Here is a 17,802-nt window from a genome sequence, read left to right as displayed (position 1 = left end):
GTGGTCATCGGGCAACTCGCATCGCACTGCCTCGTCGTGACGACCCACCCGCGGGTCGACCGATGTTGCGGTACAAATGTTTTGCTCTCTCATCGCTTCTCCTTCAATGCCGACACGCGCTCGTCGTGCTCGTTGATCTCGGGCTTCCCCTCGAGCGCATCCCGACGCTCGGTCAATCGATCCTCAGCCTCGGCGAGGATGCGGTCACAGACACGATCCCGAGCCACATCGAACGCGGTGATCACGTTCTCGATGTGCTCGGCAACCGAGAACGGCTTGCGCTCGCCATCGACCATGGGCGGGCCCGGAACTATCACCTGCACTACCTCGCTCATGCGATCCCCTGCCTCGTCGGTTGGTTTCGGTTGCGCCTCGGCCGGCGTGATCGCGTCGGATCGTGTGCCCACATCGGCGGAGTGGTGGATGGTTGCGGGAGTGCGCGCTGGCGAGGGGTTGTCGGCGCGTCGTCCGTGAGATTGCGCAACACCCGCCGATCGTGTTCGCTCACCGCATCGGGTTCGCCAGCAATCCATCTGGCCATTGGACTGCCAGCGGGCACGGAGAAGTACGCCTCGGTCACTATTCGCACGGGATCCTGACGTCCGGCGAACATTCGGCGTTCGAGTTCTCTTGCCTCGTCGGTTATGACGATCGATGCCGAGTGCCCCAATGGCATTCGCTGGCCCTCGCGGCCAATGACGAAAACCTCGCCGTTGATAGGCCTGACGCCAGTCGTTACTGGCAATGACGCAGGTGGGTACAGCGCCAGATCGAGTTGCCGAGGGTCGTGATTCCATTCCAGCGCTCGAGAGACCGCTCGACGCACAGTCCGCAGAACGTACAGTTGCGACTTCGTTGCCCACGGTCCAATGAACTCCGATCCAGGACAAAGGAGTTCGCTGTCGTCGTCGGCGTGCCGATACGCGTCGAGCTCGCCCAGAACACGCTCGAGCGGCTCGCGAAAGCCAGTGAAGTCCGCGTAGAACTCAGCCGATTGGTATCGGATCCGCAACTTGCGCATTGCCTCGGTGATCGCGAGGCCGTGCCACTGGCCACCACAGATCCGGCACTCCGCCTGGTTGATGTTGTGGTCGTATCCGCTGGATTCCTGCTCCATCTGCCAATCGACCAGCGCATCGATGTCGTCGATGATGTCGCTCATTCGGGCAACTCCTTCGGTTGATCGGAGATCGTGATGTCGAGCCACATCCGCGCCTGCCCCTTGCGGGTCTGGTGGATGATCGGCTCGGGCTTGGACATGAACTGCGGGATGTCGTCGGGCACGAGCCCGTATCCGACGAGGCCGTCTGCAGCGCCGGCCAGGGCATCGAATATCGGCTTTGCGGTAGCGATCAGATTGTCGGTATCGCGGCGGGCGTTCGTCCCCGGGCGGTAGTGGAGCTGTACGACCGCGTGCCCGACGTTCTTGGGCAACTTGGCACCGTGAGCCAGGTAGTAGACATCCGAACGAATCTGGGCGATCTGAGCGGCCTTCGCTCGGGCGGCCTGGACGGACGCCCCACGGTCGTTCATCGACAGCGGCGGGGTGGTCCATGGGAGCTCGATCGTGATCGCCGAGCCTGTGGATAACGTCATTTCGCTACCCCCGCCGAGGAAGAATCCGCTCGAATCTCGCGTACGTTTCTTACTGCAGACGAAGAGATTTTTCTGTAGTTGGAGTTCTTACGTAAGTCCGTCCGTCCGTCCGTGCCATTTAGGCATCGACGATTTACGCATTGCTTCGAGTAATGCTTGTTGCATGCTTGTCGCACCTCTACTTGTCCCATCTCGCCTGCGCCCCTTTCCGTCCGCGCTCGCTCAATTTCTGGCGTCGCGCCTCGTGTTCCGAGCTGCTGAACTGGTATTCCGTCCACCCGTGCACTTCCCATCCGCCCGCTACCTCGTTCCACAGTCCCGCCTCGACGAGCTTCTTCGCGTCGTTGACGGTGCCGCCGATTACGCGCAATGCAGCCTTCGGAATCAGGCCGTCCAAACCATGCTTTCCGGTGTAGGCCATGCCCGAAAGGTGGACATAAATTGGCCGAAATTGCTTCTCTTCGACCAAAAACAGCATCTTTGGATGGTCGAAAGTGCTCGTATCGAGCCGTATCCATGGCAGTCCCATTACTGCCTTCCTTCGAGTATTCGGCGCTCGAAGGACCCCGCTGGGTACCCTCGAGCACGATCAACATCCGACTCCTGCAGCGACCGATAGACGCGGTAGCTCGCCACTGCGATCGCGAGTCCGGCGATGATGAAGAGGGTCACGGGGACCCCTCCAGTTCCGACTCGGCCGCTTCGGCCCTCGCGCGCCACTCGTCCCGCTCCGCCTCGGCCTGCTGTCGCAGCTCGTGCGGCGTCGGCTTTCCGAACCGACGGATGGTGGTGACGAACGTCGGTCGACCGCGCTTGCTGACGGTGAACTCGACGTAGTTCGCGGCCTCGTAGGTATCGAGCATCTCGCCCATCGAGTCCGAGATCGCCAGCATCACGCGCTCAGCATCCTCACCGTTGGTGACGATCTTGACGTCGATCGACCCGTCGGTCGTGGTCAGCGACTCGAGAAGCAGCTGATCCTCGACCTTCTCAGGGTCGGGGCCCGCCGACTCCAGCTCGCGAACCCGTGCGATCAGGGCTGGCACCAGCTCGCGAGCTCGCGCCGCGAACCGAGCGTCGTTCTCGGCGTTGAGATGTGGCGCAACGTCGGCCGTGAACCGTTCGAGCATGCCGTCGGACGCGGTGCCGACACCCCAGTAGTTGCCGAACGGGTCGTCGGCCTTGATCGGCGGCGTGGCAGTCCACGGGCCGGGAGTTGCTGCGTCGGCGAGGGATTGGGCGGAATCGAGATCGATGTTGCTCATGCCTTCTCCCCCTCAGCCGCAGTAGCGAGGATGTTCTTCGCGTCCTCCACAGGGCACGTCCAAGCCTGATCGTCGTTGGGTGGAAAGTGTCCGTGTGCTTGACATCCGCCGTTGTGGTCGAACGAGCACTTGTCCGGGTCGGTGAGTTCCGTCAGCACTGCGTTGGGCACGATGCTGTAGCCGGCGTCCGTCAGCTTCGACACCAGATGCTTCACAACCATCACGGACCAGGGCTTCATGTGCGGGTTTCCGGCGACGTACTCGCACAGTTCCTCGGCCATGATGTCGATGTGTGTGGGGTTCACTGTGCTCACAACACCACCGCCGAAGCGACCGCAGACCGTGCCTCGTACGTCTTGCGAGTGGCACGCAGCAGCGCCACCTGGACGTTGCGCGGCAACGGATCACGTTCCTGATATCCAGTCACCTTCGGACGCAACCGACGTGCCTGACGCTTCACGCACAGCTTTCCCGAGCGGATGATCAGGATGCCCCACTGGTCGGGCACCGTCAGGTTGCTCAGAACCTTCAGTTCGGACACGGCCAGCCAGAAGTAGTCCAGGTGCTCGGAGAACGTCGCGGCCTTCTCGGGATGATCCAGCTCACGCTTCAGATCACCGCGGCTGCACTTGATCTCGATGCCGTGCATCGCGAATCCCTCGGACGGCCACATGTCCGCTACGACCGCGTCGAGACAGCGCGTGGCCCACGTCGGGTTGAACTGGACATGCTCGGCGACGACGTACCGCGGACTGGTGCCGTTGAATGCCGCTGCGTACCGCTGATGGACGAGATCGAGCATCTCGCGCTCGGTGGTCATGGTGTCTCCTGTGGGTCGAGGGCAGCGCGGAGATGCCTGACGAAGTGGTGAGGTGAGAACTGGTGACTGTCGTCGTACTCGCCGTTGTCCCAGGACTGCATCAGTTCGTGAACCTTGGCGATGGTGTTGTCCCGTTCCCGCACCGCAGCCAACAGAGCCGGAATGTCCTCGCGGGCATGGGCAATGAACTCAACATCTTCGACCGTGCCGCCCTGATGGCGCTCGACTATCGCAGTTGCGATCTCGCCACGTTGTTTGGTCACCCATGCGTAGGGATACGAACTTCGGATGCCGGTGTCAGCGACGCGTGTGCCCCACGGTCCTTCGGTGGCTGCGTTGGCTCGAGCTTCGATCGCCTCGAGTTCCTCGGGGGTCATCGAGACACCTCCGATCGCATGTTCTTCCCGCACCGAACGCAGCGAGCCGAGATGATTCGGACGCTCTCGGCTGTGAGCCCCGGTCCGATTCCAGAGAATCGCTTCCGCACCGAGACGTTCTCGTGGGTGCAGTCGAACAACACATCGCGGCCGTACCGTTCGGCACACGAACGGCATTCAGCGATACGGACAGGGTGGCCGGCATCGTCCGCGTAACCGGAGTCGTCGCCGGGGAATGTCGTGTGCTCGACGTACCAATCCCCTATCGCGATCCGCTTTCCACAGCCGCACTTGCGCAGCTTTCGGCTCTTGCGGGGAACGGTAGTAACCATGTGGTTCACCGAATCCCGACTGGCGAGCTGAATCGCTTTTGCTCTCGACGCATCTGCGCAGGCGTCATGGTCACGCAGGCGTCGTACACGGCCAGCACGCGCGCCGATGGGTAACCCCAGGACGGCGCGGGGTCATGCTCGGATCGGTCGACGGCCTCGCCGATCGGTTCGACGCGATACAGCGCGCCACGTGGATAACCTGCGGCGTACACCCGCGCATAGTTTCGATCAGTCGTCACGTAGATCAGCCCGGAGTCGTTGTCGTCGTCGGTGAGCGGATTGCCTGCCCGACGCGCCTCGCACGTAGGGCAGTCGTCGACGAGATGCGAAGTGTCGCCGTTCGGTCGCGGCTCGATGATGTCGCCGACCCGCAGGCCGGGAGCGCCTCCGTGCCAGAATCTTTCGCTCACTTCCCCCACCCCCGATTGATCTCAGCCGCAGCCCAATCCGTCCACGTGACGTTCGTGCCGGGAACGTTCTCGACGCCGTAGCAGGTGTGCTGCGTACGACCGGGGTTGCCATAGGGCACCAGATACCCGAGCAATCCCGCGGCGGCCGCGGTGTACGAACCGCCGCGCAGACGCGCGAGCCAGTCCGTCGACCGCAGCGCATCGATGCTCTTGAACGGGTCGGACTCGTTCAGCTCCAACGCTGCGTACGGGGACAGCCCTGCCGCGATCCGCCGAGCCGGACTGAAGCGATCGGTCGAGCAGATGATGTCGCGCGGGTTAGCAAGCTCGTAGACGACGGTGCCCGCCGGCCACTTCCCGTGCGACGAGTGCAGACCGAAGCCCGGCGCGGGCACGATCGAATCCCCGGGTGCACGTGAGGGGTTGGCGATGTTGACGACGAATGCGACGTCGAGCTTCGTGCCGTTCGCGTTGCGGAAGTCGCCGCGCTCGACGCCCTCGAGGAACCGTGAGACCACGATCCCGCCGAGGCTGTACGAGATGATGCCCGCGCGGTTCGGCGAGTTGCGCACCTTCCACGCGAGATCGCGGACTCCGATGTCGACGCAGACGTCGAGCGGGAAGCCCTTGCCGTCCGATGCGCCGATCCGGCCGATGGTTGCCGGGTAGTCGACCTCGCCGAGCCGGAACTTCTGGGGGTTGAGCTTGCGCGTCACGAGCCCGCACATGTCGCTCAGAGGCCCGCGTGCGTTGCCTGTTCCGCGAGCTACGAAGACGTCGATCATGCGCCCCTCCCCTCAGCCACGAGGTACGCCAGAGCCTCGATCTTGTCGGGCCGGTAGCCGTCCCAGTGGTCCCGCCCGCCCTCGTCGAACTCGACGATGACGACGGGCGTGGAGCGGTAGCCGAGCTCAAGGATCGGGTCGGCGGCGTCCGGTGCGGACGCAACGTCGACCTCGGTGAACTCGATGGAGTTGCGCTTGAGGGCGCGCTTGGTGCCGGTGCAGGGCATGCAGTTCTTCTGCGAGTACAGGGTGACGTTCACTGAGTCACCCCGTTATCGACGTGGATCTCGACGTGAGACGGCTTCGACATCTCGACTATCGCGAGGGTCAGGGCGTGGATCGCATCCCGCTGCGCGAGGGCCGCCTCGACCATGGCGTGCGTGCCCATGCGCTCGTCGTACAGCGCCTCGGCGGCACGGGTGGCGCGGTTCTCGGACAAGAGAAGTTGATCGTCGACGGCGCTCATGCGATCACCAGCTCGTACGCCTCGGCAAAGGCCTTCTCTGTGGCGACCGAGATCGCGCCAGCGCTGTCGACGATCACCCAACCGCCCTCGTTGACGCGGCAATCGCCACCGGCGGTAAGAACCGCGAGGAACCCAGGCGCATTCTCCTCGTATACATGGCCGTTGCTGCGATCATGTTCACGCTCGTACCGCAGATGGTGTTCGTAACCGGCGGGGACGAACACGGAGCAAAGCGCGAAACGTTGGATGTCAACGGCGTTCCGCCAGCCTTTGAACTGCATCGCCTGGACTTTCTCGGGCTTCGTCTGGAAAACCTCAGCTGCGGTCATGCTGGCTCACCGCCGTTCGCTGGCTCGTTCACCTTGGCGAGTTCGTCGAACACGTCGAGCGCCACGACGGCCTGAGCATCGGACAGGCCTGCGATCCCGTTCTCGGGCTCTTCCTGCTTGCCGATGATCGAGTTGTCGCGCAACCACTTCAGACGATCCGCCCATCGAGTGAGCTTGTTCGACTTGAACGCCTCGGCCAGCTCGCGGCCGTGCTTCTCTGTGATCGGGCCATCGACGGGCCCGTCGTCCTCCGGCGGTTCCGTCGGCGTCGCCTCCTCACCCTTGGCGGAGTCGGCCGGCGCGGCAGCGCGGTCCGCCTTGATCTCGGCCGCGCTCAGCTTCACGGGAGGAAATGCCTCATCGCGGGTGATCTCGCCATTCCGCATCGACGTGAACGTGATGCCGAGCTCGGTCAGATCGTTCTCGCTCCACTCACTCGACGAGCTGCCCACCTTCGCCTCGAGCTGCTTACGCGAGACGCCGGCGTTCTCGAAGTGCTGGATCGAATTGGCGATGCGAGTTGCCAGCGGCACTCCCCCGCCGTCCTGCAGTGCCTCGCGGCAGCGATCCTCGGCCTCGTCGACGAACCACGACGGCAGGATCGCGAAGATGCACTCACGGACGCGACGAGCGCCCGAGTTGGCGTTGTTCTCGTAGATCTCGCGCATGTCGGTGAGCTTCACCGGGCCGCCGGTCTTGTCTCTCTTGTGCGGAACGATGAACGTCGAGGTGTTGCGCGCGTTCGTTTCGAGATCCCAGGCGAACGCCTGCATCTCCGACTCCCCCTTGTCGTCGTCACGACGCAGCTCGGCCAGGCCGTACTGCATGTTTCCCCAGCACCGCGCGAGTTCGCGGGCGATGTGGATCGACGGGCCGGACACGGTCTGACCGCCTCGAGGGAACGAGAAGAACGCCTTCTCGGCGACGGACTTCTGCGCGGTGGAGTCACGCATCTCCGACACAGCGATCGACTTGTTGCGCGGGTTCTGCTGCGCGACGAGCACTGCGGCCTGGACCTCGGCGACGGCGCGGGACTGCTCGATCTGTGTCGCCTGGCTCGTGGTCGAACGAACGGGCGGCTGTGCGAGTGGCTGGTAACGGGCGGGACTAGACATTGCTCAAGATCTCCTCGGCTTTGTAATGGACGTAACTGGGCAGGCTCACGAGGTGGGGCTCATCGCCCCATCCGGGCCAGTGGTTGTTGGCTTCGCATTTCGCGTACAGGTCGATCGCAGCTCGGTTGAGTCGACGACCGAGATTGACTGCATCGCGGTCGAGTTCGACGATGCTGACGGTGTACGGCGCTTCCTTCTGCTGGACGACGAACACGAACGCAGGGTCGTCGTCGAGGCCGAGTGCGATCGCGGCATCGCGGTACCACGCGTCCTGTTGGTGGTAGCCGAAGTCGCCGGCCGACTTACCGAACTTCGACGGGTCCGAACTCGCCGCGGTCTTGTAGTCGGTGATGATCAGCCGACCTCGGCCCTGCGTCGGCAGCCAGTCGGGTCGGGCCCGCAGCATCACGCCGGTCTCGACGTCGCGGTAGTACAGCGAGCGTTCGGCGACACCGGACGAGAACAGCGCCTCGGCCAGGGGGTGCTGCTTGATGGCCGCAGCCATCTCGTGGACCTTACGAAAGTCCTTGGACAGCAACGGCGTCTTACCCTCGGCCCAGACCTTGTCGCGAGCTTCCTTCGACGCCTTCGTGGTCCACGCGTCGAATTCGAGCTCAACGATCTCGGCACCCTCGCCGAGCACGAGCGTGTGCGCGGCGTGACCGAGGTCGAAGTAATCCTTCGTCTCGGTGCGCGGGTTGTCGCGTTCCCACTTGAACTGAAACGGCGTCGACGGAGGGAGGAGTTTGCGCGCGCCGGATGACGACAGAGATCCCCTGTCGGCGTGGTACTCCGAGTCGGGAATGCCGTCGTACTGGCCGGGCTGTTCCACGAGGTCGCTCATGCTGGCTCCCCGAACAGCGTCGGGACCGCCAAGTCGGATTCGAGGCGGGTCAGATTGTCGACGGCCGTCTTCCAGTAGCTGGGCTTGAGCTCGCAGCCGATCGCGCGACGGCCGAGCTTCACCGATTGGTACAGCTCGGACCCGATGCCCGCGAACGGCGTCAGGATCAGCTCGCCGGGGTTGGACCACAGGCGGACGCACCTGTCGATGAAGTCGAGCTGCAGTGGCGCGATGTGCCGCTCGTCGCCGTTCTCCTTCGCGACGCGCGTATTCAGCGTGTTCGTCTCCTTGACGCCCCACCAGACCGGCGAGATGTTCTCTCCGTCCAACCATCCGCCCTCGTGATGGTCGGACCAGATTGGCGACGCCCAGTCGATCCAGTCGTCGTTGGTGACCTCGCCGTCAATCACGGCATTCTTCACCGGCACGGCGTTGTCGCCCGGCTTCTTGAAGATCAGCAGATAGTCGGCCAGTGCGGGCCGAGACTTCGACGAGTCACGGTTCTTCGTCGCGAACGCAAGAGCGTGCGCCTTCGTTCGGATCGACTGCGCCTGAGGGTCCTTCCATACGGTTACCTCACCGTAGAAGATCCACCCTTCGGCCTGGAACAGGCGGATCACATCGCCACGGAAGTCGGTCAGCCCGATATAGCCGTCGACAGCCTTCTTTGTTGCGACCTGCTGCACATGGATTGCGGCATTGCGGCCGGGCTTCGTCACCCGTAGCTGTTCGGCGACGATGAAGCGGTAGTGCTCGAGGAACTCGATTCGGCTGGCGCTGTTGCCAAGATCGCGCACGGACGGGCTGTAGGTGTACAGCGAGTCGAACGGCGGACTGCACACCGACAGGTCGACACTGTCGGTGTCGATCTCGGACAGGCGTTCGCACGAGTCGCCGAGTAGCAGGGTCCAGTTCTCGCCGGACGCGCGGTCGGTCACGTATGGGTCTGATGGGTCGGTCATGCTGCGTACTCCACTTCTGCTCGCGCTCTGCGCATTTCGGCGACAAGTGCGGCGGTGATGTCGGATGCCTGCCGTTCCTTGCGGGCGATGTTCGCTGCGATCTGCGATTCCAGATCGGAGAGGATGACGTGGGCCTCGACGACACGGGTCTGGCCGTAGCGGTAGCACCGTCGGATTGCTTGGTAGTACTGCTCGTACGAGTCGCCCAGTCCCACAAATGCCATGCGGGCACAATGCTGGTAGTTCAATCCCTGAGAGGCGATCTGCGGCTTGGTGATCAGGTGCTGAATGTCGCCGTCGGCGAACGCCAGTAGCGCGTCGGCCTTCTCGTTCGGACGCATCGCGCCGTGGATGTTGACCGCGCTCGGTATCGCCTTGGCCAGTGCATCGGCCTCCGCATTCAGTCCGCACCACAGCAGCCACGGCTCGTTCGGCTCGGACGCAACCAGCGTGGCCGCCTCGGCGACACGGGCGTCGAGCGTCAGCTTTCGCACCTCGGCGCGGCCGCCAACACCTCCGAGTTCGGTTGCGAACAACTGCCCCTCGGGGACGGGGATCTCGGCGTGAACCAGATGTGGCACCACAGACAAGCCCGGAAGGTCGTATCCGGTGTCGTCGCCGCCCATGTCGGAGGGCTTCGTGAGGGCGACGGCCCACGACGCCATCCACCGCATCATCGGGGCCTTGGCATGACCCTTGAGCCGCCAGCCGTCCTGATCGTGGACGAAGTACGCGGCGAGCATGTGCGTCCGCGTCATGCGACCGAGGAACTCGGCCTGATTCGTCAGCTCCTCGGGATCGTTCGGTGCCGGCGTGGCCGAGCATGCGAGACGGTGCGGCACCAGTGCGAAATGCTCGATCAGCATGGTGCGCGTCTTGCCGTCCGACTGCTTGAGGATGGACGACTCGTCGAGCACCACAGCGTCGAAGAGTGACGCCGGGAAGTGCGGCACCATCTCGTAATTCGTGACCCAGATGCCCGGTCCAGTGATCTCGGCGGAGTCGCGTACGAACGTCGCAGCTACGCCGACCTTGGCGGCCTCGCGAACCGTCTGCCTGCACACGGCCAGCGGGGCTACGATCAACGCGGTCTCGCCAGACAGTCGTGCCCACTCGACCTGCATCAGCGTCTTGCCGAGACCAGTGTCGGCCCACAATGCCGCTCGTGAGGTTCGAACCGCCCATGCGACGAGCTCGGCCTGCCACGGGTGCAGCATCGAGTGGACGTCAGCAGTCGAAACAATGCGACCTGGACGCTCTGCGAGGACGGCTTTGGCGGACAGGAAGTCTGCATAGCTCATGCCGCACTCCAATCGACCAGATGCATCGATGGCGACCACCCGCGGTGCACGTCGGGGCAATGGCCTGCGATGCGCCCGCAGGTGACTGAGCGGTGACCCTGATACTCGGGATGCCGAGACCCGCAGAGACGCCCGACCGTGTAGCAGGACTGATCTCGCTTGTCACACCAGACGCCGGTCTCGGGATCCTGTCCGTGGACGTGGCCCTCGTTCATGACGCCACCGCCAGCCCGCGGTATCGGATGACCTGCCGCTGCGAGACTCTGAGCCGGTCCGCGATTTCCGCGGATGTCAGGCCACGCTCGGTCAGCTCGGCAACCTGCTCGATCCGCTCCCGGCGGGCCGATGCTGCGTTCCATCGAGAATCACTAGCGGGCTTTGCATTCGGATCGTCGATGGACTCCTCGTCCCATTCGAGCGGCAGCGCCCACCCCTTCTGCTGCGCTCGCCTACGGGAGATCTCCGACGGCCCCTGCCGCATGTGGCAACGGTCGAAAATGTCGGCAACCTCGCGAGCGCGGCGCGCAGTGCAGTGAGTCGCCTGTCCGGCTGTGAGTCGACCGAGCCCCGTCGGATGAATGCCGAGATCCGCGGCTAGCACCTCCTGTGTCCACCCGATTGCAACGAGCGCTCGGAGCCTGCGGACCGTTCCCGTGCTCGCTACTCGCGTACCCGGCGCAGCCGTACGCCATGCAGTGATGGGCAGGGCGATCGAGAGAATCCGCGCCGCGGTCGAACGTCGAACTGCTTTGTTGGGTCCAGTACCGCGGTCGGGTCGGCCCAGGATCAGGCACCGGATGGTCTTACGTTCTACGCCCGCCAATTCGGCGACGCGACGTGCACCGAGTCCGGTCGACAGCAGTGCTTCAACGTGAGCACGCGCAGGCCCTGCGTCGACGTACTCGGACTCGAACCTGCCGTACGCCTTCTGTCGAATACGAAACTTCTCGTAGCACGCGCGGCACATTCCACGTGTGGTCACGCGCCTTCTACAGTCGGACGAGCCAAAGCATCGTCGGGTGGCAGGAATGTCTGGTGGAGCTTCAAGTGTTGTCACTGCGCTACTCCGAGTTTCTTGTCGAGCCATAGCTCGTAGGCTCTGTCGGTTTCGTCTTCGGCGTCCCAGTCGGACGCGGGATCGTCGCTGTTCACCACGCCGCCCATGTCACGAATCCGATGGCGATGGACATCAGCGCGCACCACAGCGCGACGGTCACGGGATTGGACTGATGCTCGTACGGATCGGTGTCGGCCTCGGTCGGCCAGTTGTCCGACGCGACGAGGGTGAGGTGACGTTTGGGCTTCTCGAGTACGTCGTCGACGACGATGCGGCCATGGTCGACCTGGATGTACTCGCTCATCGGGTGACCCCCAACCGTGCCTCCGTGTACGTCAACAGCTCTCGTGCGGGTTTGCCAGTTCGCGCATGGACGTATCGACTCGCCGCGCCGATGCACGGTGGGTATCCACAGCACCTCACAGAAGCGTGCGGACCGGTCGTGTGGTCACCTGCGGAGATGGTTCCGATCTTGACGTGCGAGTCGCTCATCGAGCCACCGCCGATCCGTGATTCGTGCACGTGATCGGAACGCTCGGTGCCGGCGCGCTCACGACAGCGATGACACGGTCGCACTTCGAGCAGCGCAGGGTGACGCGGCCGCCCTCGGCCTCGACCTTCTCCAGCTCGTCGGCGATGGCGGTCCAGTGCTCCGAGAATGCCTTGCCCGATTGACCGTTCGCCCGACCGATCACCTTGGCGAGGTGGCGTGCGCGCCCGATCGGATCGGGGTACAGGTTCGGGTTGAACCGCGTCGTGCGCGGCAGCTTTCCGACGAGGCCGCTGGCGATGATCGTCGGCGGTAGGTCGGGGCCTGCGTCGTAGTGGCGTTCGACAGTGACGGTGAGCGCGGCGGTCATGGCTTCTCCCCCGCTGGCAATACCGTGACATCGTCGATCTCCACGTCATCGATTTCGATGACGCCCTCGTAGTACTCGTGAGGGAACCCGATCGACTCCGGGTCTTCCTCGCCATGGCGTCGAAGCCGCTTCTCAAGCGCAGCTTCGATGGCGTCCGGGTCCGTCAGGTCGACCTTCGCCTCGTGGAGTTCCTCGATCAGCCACTCCGGAAGCTCGCGGCTCACGGTTGCACGCAACCGGATGTCCACACCCACGCGGATTCTGGGCTCGTTCATTCGTTTCTCGTTTCGTTTGGGGTGCCGGGAGCAGTGGTGATGCACCGCTCACCGGCACCTGGGGAACCCGCGCCACTCAGCCCGGCGGCAGCGGGTAGTTCATGGATGAAGTCGAGGTTCAGCGGCGGGATACCGGCGAGCCGCCAGACCAGCGCATGGCAGAACTCGACGGCGAGATTGGTCGCCTGATCCAAGGCGCGTATTCGCCACTCGATCAGGGCGTCGAGATCGCACTCGGCGTACGGCGGGTAGTCGTAGACCTCGCCGCGGGCGATGAAGGTCATGACGCCGGCCAGAACTGCCACGCGGCCAGTGCTCCGACGAGGATGCAGGACAGGATCAGGTGGGAACGGAGACGGCGGATCATGCGGCACCGCCATCGCGGACGTGCTCAATCGCCCTGTTCGGATCCATGGTTCGCCAGTCGGGCCAGGTTCGGCCCTCGTTCTTCTCCTGCTTCGCCTTGATCGCGGCGATGATCTCTTCGGGCTCGAAGCCCTGTCGAAGTGCACCGTCGAACGTCAGGATCGCGAGGTCGGCCCACTCTGAGATGTCGTCCGGCTTGGCGCGGACCTCGGCGATCTCCTTCGTGATGTGGTCCAGCACGCCCTCGGTCCGCTTCCCGGGGCCGAAGGTGAGGAGACTGAACGAGCGTTGCCGCGCAAGGTGAGTGGGATCGATCGCGTGCCTGCCGACGTACTTGACGATCGCGTCCGCCGCAGCGTTGGACATGCGATGCGGCCAGTAGTCCGTGATGATCTCGGCGATCGCGCGGGCGTTCATGCCGACCTCCGCAACCGACGCGGCTCGGGAGTGACGCGCTTGAGCTTCGTCGACGCCTGCTCGGGGTTACTCCCCCGCAGCCATGCGTCGAGCGCGTCGCGATGAATCCGCCACGTGCCCTTGCGATATGGGGCTGGTCGGCCTCCCTGGGTGGCGACAATCTCACCAGTGCGTAGCGCGCGGTACAGGTGATTGGTGCCGCAGCGCGCGTAGGCGGCAGCTTCCTTCACGGTCAGGACCGGGGAATCAGGGGCGGTCATGCTGGCACCGCCTCCAGGTCGAGCACTGCGGACAGGCCGAGCTTCCGCGCGATGAACGCGAGCCCCGACGGCTGCACCCTCGTTGTGTACGAGGTGCCGGTCGAGCCGTCGGACCGCTCGAAGTCGTGGGCCTTCACCTCGAAGTGATGCATGTACCGCTGGTAGGGCGTGTTCTTCATCGACCCCTTGGCAATCAGGATTCCCGCGTTACGGAGATCCGCGAACAGGCGGTTCTGCGCGCGTCCGAGGATCTTCGCGGCAGCGCCGATCGCGTACGTTCCGTCGCCGTCGATGAACCGCTCGTAGGCATCGACCTTCGGAGCCATATCGGCGACGGTCGCCTCGAGCTCCTTCACCTTGCGCGAGGTGATCTGCAGCGCGCGGTGCACGATCTCGTCTTCGGTCAGCTCTGCGGCTGCGGCCGGATGATCGTTCTGCTCAGCGTCCAGGAGGTAGGTGCGGACAAGTCGGGCCACTCCGCTATCACGCAGGAGCATGCCGACGCGTAGAACTGCGCGGCGCGGGTAGAGGGCAATCCTGGGAGCGGAGGAGGTGACCTTCACGTTGAAGGCCTCCTCGAAAGCCCCACGAGTGACGACGCGGTACCCGTCTTCTTCGATCTCGCCGCAATTGCGCTGAACAATTGTCTGCACCGTCTTGATGGGCACCTCGTAGAACGCGGCGACCATGTCGGTGGTGACGTGGATGTCGTCGGCCAGTGTCGCGAGCACGCCCACCTTGTCGAGAACGTCGACGCGCTCGGCGAGGTAATCACGCTCGGCGCGTGCCGTTGGTAGAGTCAGGTCTGACATTGCATTCCAATCTGTGTTGTCGTGGCCGTCACCTGTTCGCCCAGGTGGCGGCTTTTTCTATGCGGCAGCCGTCTTCTTTCGAGACGCGTTACGCGTCGTAGTGGGCGACAACCTGGGAACAAAAAGCGTGCCCGGGAGGACGCGCAGCGCCTCCTCGATGAGCGCGCCGATTTGCTTCGTGCACGTTGTGCGTTCTCCGGTCACAAGCAGGTGAATGAACTGGCGAGAACATCCGACATAGCGGGCGAGACGCGCCTGCGAGAAGTCGGCATTCTCCATGTACTTCACGAGCAACTCCGGGTCGCGGACTTGCATCCAAACCCCTCTCGATCGTTTGCGCCGTGTGGTCGCGTTCATCAGTTTGCCTCTCACCCGATTCGTTGTCAACAAGTTAGACCCAGATAGTGGCATAGCGGTTGACGATTGGTCAACTCTTACGCCGTTGTGATTCAGCACGTCGCAGGTCACGGGCGGATGGACTCGTAGCTCGCTAGTTGACAGAATGTTGCGTGTACGCAGCTTTTCCTGGTTGACGCCGGTCGAATCCGCCGGTGGTAGTTCTATCGATAGTGCAGGAGTCTTCTCAACGTGCACGAGTTCAAGCGCTTCATCCAGAAGCAACTAGACGATCAAGGCCTGCGGCAGGCAGACCTCGTAACCCGTTCTGGGTTGACTCGCTCGCACATCTCCAAGCTGATGCGTGATCAGCGGGACCATCTCGGGCAGATGCCCGACAAGGAAACGCTGGAGGCCCTCGCTAAGGGCTTCGGCATTCCAGTGGAACGAGTTCGCACCGCCGCGGCCCGTTCGCTAGTCGGCTACATCGACGATGGTTCGCCGATTTCGCTGGAGCTTGGAGAGGTACCGACCGATGCACTACTGAACGAACTCAAGAGGCGGATCGAAGCCTCAAGCAAGGGAGCAAGCTATGACGAAATCACGCAACCGAGGACGCAAGAGGGCAGCCAGGAGCACAGCGGCGCGAGCAGCGGCCGCGGCCAATCAGGAGCCCCCATAGGTGCTGATTCATCAGACTTCCGGTCGGCTGCAGCAAGCCTGGGCGAGCGAGCGCGGAACGTAGTACGAATCAGTCATGTCGACGACGACAAGCTCGAAGCCTTGATCGACGACGATCAAGGCTCACAGGCTGACCACGAGCTCGCGGCACGCAAGGGTGAGACCGAGGACGAGATCCGCGAGCGCCTCGGAATTCCTTACGAGTAGCGCGTTTCCGCAGGTCAGATAATTACACCTGCGTAATTTGTCGGTGGCGTACCGCATGGTGTGTTAATGACCTGGCACCCGTGGCGACACCTCCGAGACGAGCATCCACACGTCCACGTCGCGTATCCGGACGGTGGCACAGGCTGCCTCGGAACATGGACGGCCGACGGCATTCAGATCAACCGCCGATCGAACCAGCGCGAGCGGCGCTGCACCCTCACCCATGAGATCGTGCACGTCGAGCGCGGCCCGGTGCCGGCCGATCAGCGCCTCGCGCTGCGCGAGGAAGAGGCCGTCGATCGGATCACCGCCGAGCGACTGATCGAGCTCGATCGCCTCGTCGACGTCATCGCATGGAATCGGTACCGCATCGACGACGAGGCGGCCGAGGAGCTGTGGGTCGATCTGCCCACCCTGCTCACCCGCGTTCGCAATCTCACCGACGACGAGCGCGCATTTATCGACGAAGAACTCGAACGGAGACAGCCGTGACACCACAACAGGCAAAGATCCTGCAGTTCGAAAAGCGTTGGTACACAGCGCCAGGCAACAAGGAGGCTGACATTCGAGACCAGCTCGGACTGTCGGCTGTACGCTACTATCAGATTCTCGCCGCATTGCTCGACGACCCGGACGCCCTCAAGGCCGACCCGGTCCTCGTGAAACGACTGCGCCGCATCCGCGACAGCCGAGCGAAACTACGAAGGGCCGGATGATGGCAACGGTCAGCAGATACACCACCGCGAAGGGCGAACGGTGGCGTGTTCGATTCCGAACGCCGGACGGCCGATCGACCGACAAGCGCGGATTCCACTCGAAAGATGATGCCGAGAAGTGGGGCAACCTCGTCGAGGTCGACAAGATGCAGAATCGCTACGTCTCCCCCGCCGCCGGGCTCGTCACCGTCGGCCAGCTCGCCGAGCAGTGGTTCGACAGCAAGATCGACGTGAAGCCTTCATCGCGGGAGCGGTACCGGCAGACGCTCGAGCAACAAATCCTGCCGCGCTGGGACAACACGAACGTCGCGAAGGTGACGAGGCCCGCCCTGCAGGCGTGGATCAACGAACTTTCGCGCGACCGGGCACCGTCGACGGTGAGGAAAGCGCACCACGCGATGTCGATGATCCTCGCGGTCGCTGTGCGCGACAACAGGATTCCGGCGAACCCCGCCGAGAAGTTGAACCTGCCGCGCGCCCGGCACGACGACCCGACGTTCCTCACGAGGGAGCAACTGTTCACTCTGGCCGAGAAGGCAGGCCCGGGCGAGCTCGTCATCCTCACCCTCGGGTTCACCGGTCTGAGGTGGGGCGAGATGGCCGCGATGAAGGTCCGGCGATGGGACGGTGGCCGCCGCCGGCTCACCGTGGCCGAGTCGGTGACCGAGATCAATGGCCTGCTGAACTGGGGCACGCCGAAGACTCACGCCAGCCGCACGGTGCCGGTCCCGGCATGGCTCGCCGAGCGCATCACGGAGAGCACCGCGGGCAAGGGGCCGGACGATCTCCTGTTCTCAACCCCGGCGGGCGGCGTGCTCCGCAACAAGAATGCGCGGCGAGACTGGTTCGATCGGGCCGTCGTCGACGCGCGGCTCCCCCGCATCACACCGCACGATCTGCGGCACACGGCGGCGTCGATCGCGATCTCGGTCGGTGCGAACGTGAAGGCGGTCCAGCGGATGCTCGGTCACGCGTCGGCCGCCATGACGCTCGATCTCTACGCGGGACTGTTCGAGGACGATCTGAACGACGTCGCGGATCGAATCGAGGGGCCATCGACCGCATCGGTGACGGCGCTGAGAGTGGTTCGAGATGCCTGATTCTTGCCCACACTTTGCCCACACATACGAGTTAACACCGAAGTTCAGCAGGTAACACCGGTCGATAAAGTGCCTGATCACAACAGGTTTCGCGCTCCGACCTGCACCCCGGT

General features: G+C 63.8%; 30 protein-coding genes. 4 read left to right on the top strand and 26 right to left on the bottom strand.

The window, feature by feature from the left end; all coding sequences use genetic code 11:
- Nucleotides 1-89: 89 nt before the first annotated feature.
- The 26 genes from CH276_RS14165 to CH276_RS14035 all read right to left on the bottom strand — a co-directional run bounded on the left by CH276_RS14165 (nucleotide 90) and on the right by CH276_RS14035 (nucleotide 14,964).
- Nucleotides 90-335 (bottom strand): hypothetical protein, encoded by a 246-nt coding sequence (locus CH276_RS14165; RefSeq protein ID WP_094628835.1) that lies wholly within the window; start codon nucleotides 333-335, stop codon nucleotides 90-92.
- Nucleotides 332-1,162 carry a hypothetical protein gene (locus CH276_RS14160; RefSeq protein ID WP_094628833.1) on the bottom strand — a complete coding sequence of 277 codons (831 nt, stop codon included), beginning with the start codon at nucleotides 1,160-1,162 and terminating at the stop codon, nucleotides 332-334. The genes CH276_RS14165 and CH276_RS14160 overlap by 4 nt, the downstream gene beginning before the upstream one ends.
- On the bottom strand, nucleotides 1,159-1,596 hold the full coding sequence (locus CH276_RS14155) for a hypothetical protein (protein WP_094628831.1): 438 nt from the start codon (nucleotides 1,594-1,596) through the stop codon (nucleotides 1,159-1,161). Before CH276_RS14155 ends, CH276_RS14160 begins: the two co-directional genes overlap by 4 nt.
- A gap of 178 nt (nucleotides 1,597-1,774) precedes the next feature.
- Complete coding sequence (locus CH276_RS14150; RefSeq protein ID WP_094628829.1) at nucleotides 1,775-2,125, bottom strand: hypothetical protein; 351 nt, start codon at nucleotides 2,123-2,125, stop codon at nucleotides 1,775-1,777.
- Between the two features lie 139 nt (nucleotides 2,126-2,264).
- The gene (locus CH276_RS14145) at nucleotides 2,265-2,861 is read right to left on the bottom strand and encodes a hypothetical protein (RefSeq protein ID WP_094628827.1); all 597 of its coding nucleotides are present in this window, start codon (nucleotides 2,859-2,861) and stop codon (nucleotides 2,265-2,267) included.
- On the bottom strand, nucleotides 2,858-3,175 hold the full coding sequence (locus tag CH276_RS14140) for a hypothetical protein (protein WP_094628825.1): 318 nt from the start codon (nucleotides 3,173-3,175) through the stop codon (nucleotides 2,858-2,860). The genes CH276_RS14145 and CH276_RS14140 overlap by 4 nt, the downstream gene beginning before the upstream one ends.
- Nucleotides 3,172-3,681 (bottom strand): hypothetical protein, encoded by a 510-nt coding sequence (locus CH276_RS14135; protein WP_094628823.1) that lies wholly within the window; start codon nucleotides 3,679-3,681, stop codon nucleotides 3,172-3,174. The genes CH276_RS14140 and CH276_RS14135 overlap by 4 nt, the downstream gene beginning before the upstream one ends.
- Nucleotides 3,678-4,058 (bottom strand): hypothetical protein, encoded by a 381-nt coding sequence (locus tag CH276_RS14130; RefSeq protein ID WP_094628821.1) that lies wholly within the window; start codon nucleotides 4,056-4,058, stop codon nucleotides 3,678-3,680. Before CH276_RS14130 ends, CH276_RS14135 begins: the two co-directional genes overlap by 4 nt.
- Nucleotides 4,059-4,395: 337 nt before the next feature.
- Nucleotides 4,396-4,800, bottom strand: coding sequence for a hypothetical protein (locus CH276_RS14120; RefSeq protein WP_094628817.1), 405 nt, complete (start codon nucleotides 4,798-4,800; stop codon nucleotides 4,396-4,398).
- Nucleotides 4,797-5,585, bottom strand: a complete 789-nt coding sequence (locus CH276_RS14115; RefSeq protein WP_094628815.1) for a hypothetical protein — start codon at nucleotides 5,583-5,585, stop codon at nucleotides 4,797-4,799. The genes CH276_RS14120 and CH276_RS14115 overlap by 4 nt, the downstream gene beginning before the upstream one ends.
- Nucleotides 5,582-5,845, bottom strand: a complete 264-nt coding sequence (locus CH276_RS14110; protein WP_094628813.1) for a glutaredoxin domain-containing protein — start codon at nucleotides 5,843-5,845, stop codon at nucleotides 5,582-5,584. The genes CH276_RS14115 and CH276_RS14110 overlap by 4 nt, the downstream gene beginning before the upstream one ends.
- Entirely contained in the window at nucleotides 5,842-6,051 is a 210-nt protein-coding gene (locus CH276_RS14105) for a hypothetical protein (protein ID WP_094628811.1), read from the bottom strand. The genes CH276_RS14110 and CH276_RS14105 overlap by 4 nt, the downstream gene beginning before the upstream one ends.
- Nucleotides 6,048-6,380 carry a hypothetical protein gene (locus CH276_RS14100; RefSeq protein WP_094628809.1) on the bottom strand — a complete coding sequence of 111 codons (333 nt, stop codon included), beginning with the start codon at nucleotides 6,378-6,380 and terminating at the stop codon, nucleotides 6,048-6,050. The genes CH276_RS14105 and CH276_RS14100 overlap by 4 nt, the downstream gene beginning before the upstream one ends.
- Complete coding sequence (locus CH276_RS14095) at nucleotides 6,377-7,495, bottom strand: hypothetical protein (RefSeq protein ID WP_217901354.1); 1,119 nt, start codon at nucleotides 7,493-7,495, stop codon at nucleotides 6,377-6,379. The genes CH276_RS14100 and CH276_RS14095 overlap by 4 nt, the downstream gene beginning before the upstream one ends.
- The gene (locus CH276_RS14090) at nucleotides 7,488-8,339 is read right to left on the bottom strand and encodes a PD-(D/E)XK nuclease-like domain-containing protein (RefSeq protein ID WP_094628807.1); all 852 of its coding nucleotides are present in this window, start codon (nucleotides 8,337-8,339) and stop codon (nucleotides 7,488-7,490) included. Before CH276_RS14090 ends, CH276_RS14095 begins: the two co-directional genes overlap by 8 nt.
- Nucleotides 8,336-9,301 (bottom strand): DNA-methyltransferase, encoded by a 966-nt coding sequence (locus CH276_RS14085; RefSeq protein ID WP_094628805.1) that lies wholly within the window; start codon nucleotides 9,299-9,301, stop codon nucleotides 8,336-8,338. The genes CH276_RS14090 and CH276_RS14085 overlap by 4 nt, the downstream gene beginning before the upstream one ends.
- Nucleotides 9,298-10,602, bottom strand: a complete 1,305-nt coding sequence (locus CH276_RS14080) for a helicase-related protein (protein ID WP_094628803.1) — start codon at nucleotides 10,600-10,602, stop codon at nucleotides 9,298-9,300. The genes CH276_RS14085 and CH276_RS14080 overlap by 4 nt, the downstream gene beginning before the upstream one ends.
- A gap of 211 nt (nucleotides 10,603-10,813) precedes the next feature.
- Entirely contained in the window at nucleotides 10,814-11,584 is a 771-nt protein-coding gene (locus CH276_RS14075) for a hypothetical protein (RefSeq protein ID WP_141214714.1), read from the bottom strand.
- 166 nt (nucleotides 11,585-11,750) lie between these two features.
- The gene (locus CH276_RS14070) at nucleotides 11,751-11,963 is read right to left on the bottom strand and encodes a hypothetical protein (RefSeq protein ID WP_094628799.1); all 213 of its coding nucleotides are present in this window, start codon (nucleotides 11,961-11,963) and stop codon (nucleotides 11,751-11,753) included.
- A 184-nt stretch (nucleotides 11,964-12,147) separates the two neighbouring features.
- The gene (locus CH276_RS14065; RefSeq protein ID WP_094628797.1) at nucleotides 12,148-12,519 is read right to left on the bottom strand and encodes a hypothetical protein; all 372 of its coding nucleotides are present in this window, start codon (nucleotides 12,517-12,519) and stop codon (nucleotides 12,148-12,150) included.
- Entirely contained in the window at nucleotides 12,516-12,743 is a 228-nt protein-coding gene (locus CH276_RS14060; protein WP_141217272.1) for a hypothetical protein, read from the bottom strand. The genes CH276_RS14065 and CH276_RS14060 overlap by 4 nt, the downstream gene beginning before the upstream one ends.
- Before the next feature lie 47 nt (nucleotides 12,744-12,790).
- The gene (locus tag CH276_RS14055) at nucleotides 12,791-13,099 is read right to left on the bottom strand and encodes a hypothetical protein (RefSeq protein ID WP_094628793.1); all 309 of its coding nucleotides are present in this window, start codon (nucleotides 13,097-13,099) and stop codon (nucleotides 12,791-12,793) included.
- A 58-nt stretch (nucleotides 13,100-13,157) separates the two neighbouring features.
- Nucleotides 13,158-13,577 (bottom strand): dATP/dGTP pyrophosphohydrolase domain-containing protein, encoded by a 420-nt coding sequence (locus tag CH276_RS14050; protein WP_217901353.1) that lies wholly within the window; start codon nucleotides 13,575-13,577, stop codon nucleotides 13,158-13,160.
- Nucleotides 13,574-13,837 carry a helix-turn-helix domain-containing protein gene (locus tag CH276_RS14045; protein ID WP_094628791.1) on the bottom strand — a complete coding sequence of 88 codons (264 nt, stop codon included), beginning with the start codon at nucleotides 13,835-13,837 and terminating at the stop codon, nucleotides 13,574-13,576. Before CH276_RS14045 ends, CH276_RS14050 begins: the two co-directional genes overlap by 4 nt.
- Nucleotides 13,834-14,649 carry a phage antirepressor KilAC domain-containing protein gene (locus CH276_RS14040; protein ID WP_094628789.1) on the bottom strand — a complete coding sequence of 272 codons (816 nt, stop codon included), beginning with the start codon at nucleotides 14,647-14,649 and terminating at the stop codon, nucleotides 13,834-13,836. The genes CH276_RS14045 and CH276_RS14040 overlap by 4 nt, the downstream gene beginning before the upstream one ends.
- Before the next feature lie 57 nt (nucleotides 14,650-14,706).
- A complete protein-coding gene (locus tag CH276_RS14035; RefSeq protein ID WP_094628787.1) occupies nucleotides 14,707-14,964 on the bottom strand; it encodes a transcriptional regulator in 258 nt (85 codons plus the stop codon).
- Between the two features lie 273 nt (nucleotides 14,965-15,237).
- Between CH276_RS14035 and CH276_RS14030 the strand changes: the two genes are divergently transcribed.
- The 4 genes from CH276_RS14030 to CH276_RS14020 all read left to right on the top strand — a co-directional run bounded on the left by CH276_RS14030 (nucleotide 15,238) and on the right by CH276_RS14020 (nucleotide 17,689).
- The gene (locus CH276_RS14030; protein ID WP_094628785.1) at nucleotides 15,238-15,873 is read left to right on the top strand and encodes a helix-turn-helix domain-containing protein; all 636 of its coding nucleotides are present in this window, start codon (nucleotides 15,238-15,240) and stop codon (nucleotides 15,871-15,873) included.
- 66 nt (nucleotides 15,874-15,939) lie between these two features.
- Complete coding sequence (locus CH276_RS28210; RefSeq protein WP_176459251.1) at nucleotides 15,940-16,365, top strand: ImmA/IrrE family metallo-endopeptidase; 426 nt, start codon at nucleotides 15,940-15,942, stop codon at nucleotides 16,363-16,365.
- Complete coding sequence (locus CH276_RS28205) at nucleotides 16,362-16,589, top strand: DUF3263 domain-containing protein (protein ID WP_141214711.1); 228 nt, start codon at nucleotides 16,362-16,364, stop codon at nucleotides 16,587-16,589. The genes CH276_RS28210 and CH276_RS28205 overlap by 4 nt, the downstream gene beginning before the upstream one ends.
- Nucleotides 16,586-17,689 carry a tyrosine-type recombinase/integrase gene (locus tag CH276_RS14020; protein ID WP_094628781.1) on the top strand — a complete coding sequence of 368 codons (1,104 nt, stop codon included), beginning with the start codon at nucleotides 16,586-16,588 and terminating at the stop codon, nucleotides 17,687-17,689. Before CH276_RS28205 ends, CH276_RS14020 begins: the two co-directional genes overlap by 4 nt.
- Nucleotides 17,690-17,802: the final 113 nt, after the last annotated feature.

It is taken from the genome of Rhodococcus sp. 06-470-2, assembly GCF_002258235.1.
GTDB lineage: Bacteria > Actinomycetota > Actinomycetes > Mycobacteriales > Mycobacteriaceae > Rhodococcoides.
This window is presented reverse-complemented; position numbering and strand designations above follow the sequence as displayed.

Excerpts from the sequence above, each read along its gene's own strand:
- CH276_RS14105 (WP_094628811.1), bottom strand. The coding sequence starts at position 6,051 with ATGAGCGCCGTCGACGATCAACTTCTCTTGTCCGAGAACCGCGCCACC.
- CH276_RS14085 (WP_094628805.1), bottom strand. The coding sequence starts at position 9,301 with ATGACCGACCCATCAGACCCATACGTGACCGACCGCGCGTCCGGCGAG.
- CH276_RS14045 (WP_094628791.1), bottom strand. The coding sequence starts at position 13,837 with ATGACCGCCCCTGATTCCCCGGTCCTGACCGTGAAGGAAGCTGCCGCC.
- CH276_RS14020 (WP_094628781.1), top strand. The coding sequence starts at position 16,586 with ATGATGGCAACGGTCAGCAGATACACCACCGCGAAGGGCGAACGGTGG.
- CH276_RS14095 (WP_217901354.1), bottom strand. The coding sequence starts at position 7,495 with ATGTCTAGTCCCGCCCGTTACCAGCCACTCGCACAGCCGCCCGTTCGT.
- CH276_RS14115 (WP_094628815.1), bottom strand. The coding sequence starts at position 5,585 with ATGATCGACGTCTTCGTAGCTCGCGGAACAGGCAACGCACGCGGGCCT.
- CH276_RS14070 (WP_094628799.1), bottom strand. The coding sequence starts at position 11,963 with ATGAGCGAGTACATCCAGGTCGACCATGGCCGCATCGTCGTCGACGAC.
- CH276_RS14040 (WP_094628789.1), bottom strand. The coding sequence starts at position 14,649 with ATGTCAGACCTGACTCTACCAACGGCACGCGCCGAGCGTGATTACCTC.
- CH276_RS28210 (WP_176459251.1), top strand. The coding sequence starts at position 15,940 with ATGACCTGGCACCCGTGGCGACACCTCCGAGACGAGCATCCACACGTC.
- CH276_RS14135 (WP_094628823.1), bottom strand. The coding sequence starts at position 3,681 with ATGACCACCGAGCGCGAGATGCTCGATCTCGTCCATCAGCGGTACGCA.
- CH276_RS14145 (WP_094628827.1), bottom strand. The coding sequence starts at position 2,861 with ATGAGCAACATCGATCTCGATTCCGCCCAATCCCTCGCCGACGCAGCA.
- CH276_RS14065 (WP_094628797.1), bottom strand. The coding sequence starts at position 12,519 with ATGACCGCCGCGCTCACCGTCACTGTCGAACGCCACTACGACGCAGGC.
- CH276_RS14090 (WP_094628807.1), bottom strand. The coding sequence starts at position 8,339 with ATGAGCGACCTCGTGGAACAGCCCGGCCAGTACGACGGCATTCCCGAC.
- CH276_RS14035 (WP_094628787.1), bottom strand. The coding sequence starts at position 14,964 with ATGCAAGTCCGCGACCCGGAGTTGCTCGTGAAGTACATGGAGAATGCC.
- CH276_RS14130 (WP_094628821.1), bottom strand. The coding sequence starts at position 4,058 with ATGACCCCCGAGGAACTCGAGGCGATCGAAGCTCGAGCCAACGCAGCC.
- CH276_RS14150 (WP_094628829.1), bottom strand. The coding sequence starts at position 2,125 with ATGGGACTGCCATGGATACGGCTCGATACGAGCACTTTCGACCATCCA.
- CH276_RS14080 (WP_094628803.1), bottom strand. The coding sequence starts at position 10,602 with ATGAGCTATGCAGACTTCCTGTCCGCCAAAGCCGTCCTCGCAGAGCGT.
- CH276_RS14050 (WP_217901353.1), bottom strand. The coding sequence starts at position 13,577 with ATGAACGCCCGCGCGATCGCCGAGATCATCACGGACTACTGGCCGCAT.
- CH276_RS14160 (WP_094628833.1), bottom strand. The coding sequence starts at position 1,162 with ATGAGCGACATCATCGACGACATCGATGCGCTGGTCGATTGGCAGATG.
- CH276_RS14155 (WP_094628831.1), bottom strand. The coding sequence starts at position 1,596 with ATGACGTTATCCACAGGCTCGGCGATCACGATCGAGCTCCCATGGACC.
- CH276_RS14100 (WP_094628809.1), bottom strand. The coding sequence starts at position 6,380 with ATGACCGCAGCTGAGGTTTTCCAGACGAAGCCCGAGAAAGTCCAGGCG.
- CH276_RS14165 (WP_094628835.1), bottom strand. The coding sequence starts at position 335 with ATGAGCGAGGTAGTGCAGGTGATAGTTCCGGGCCCGCCCATGGTCGAT.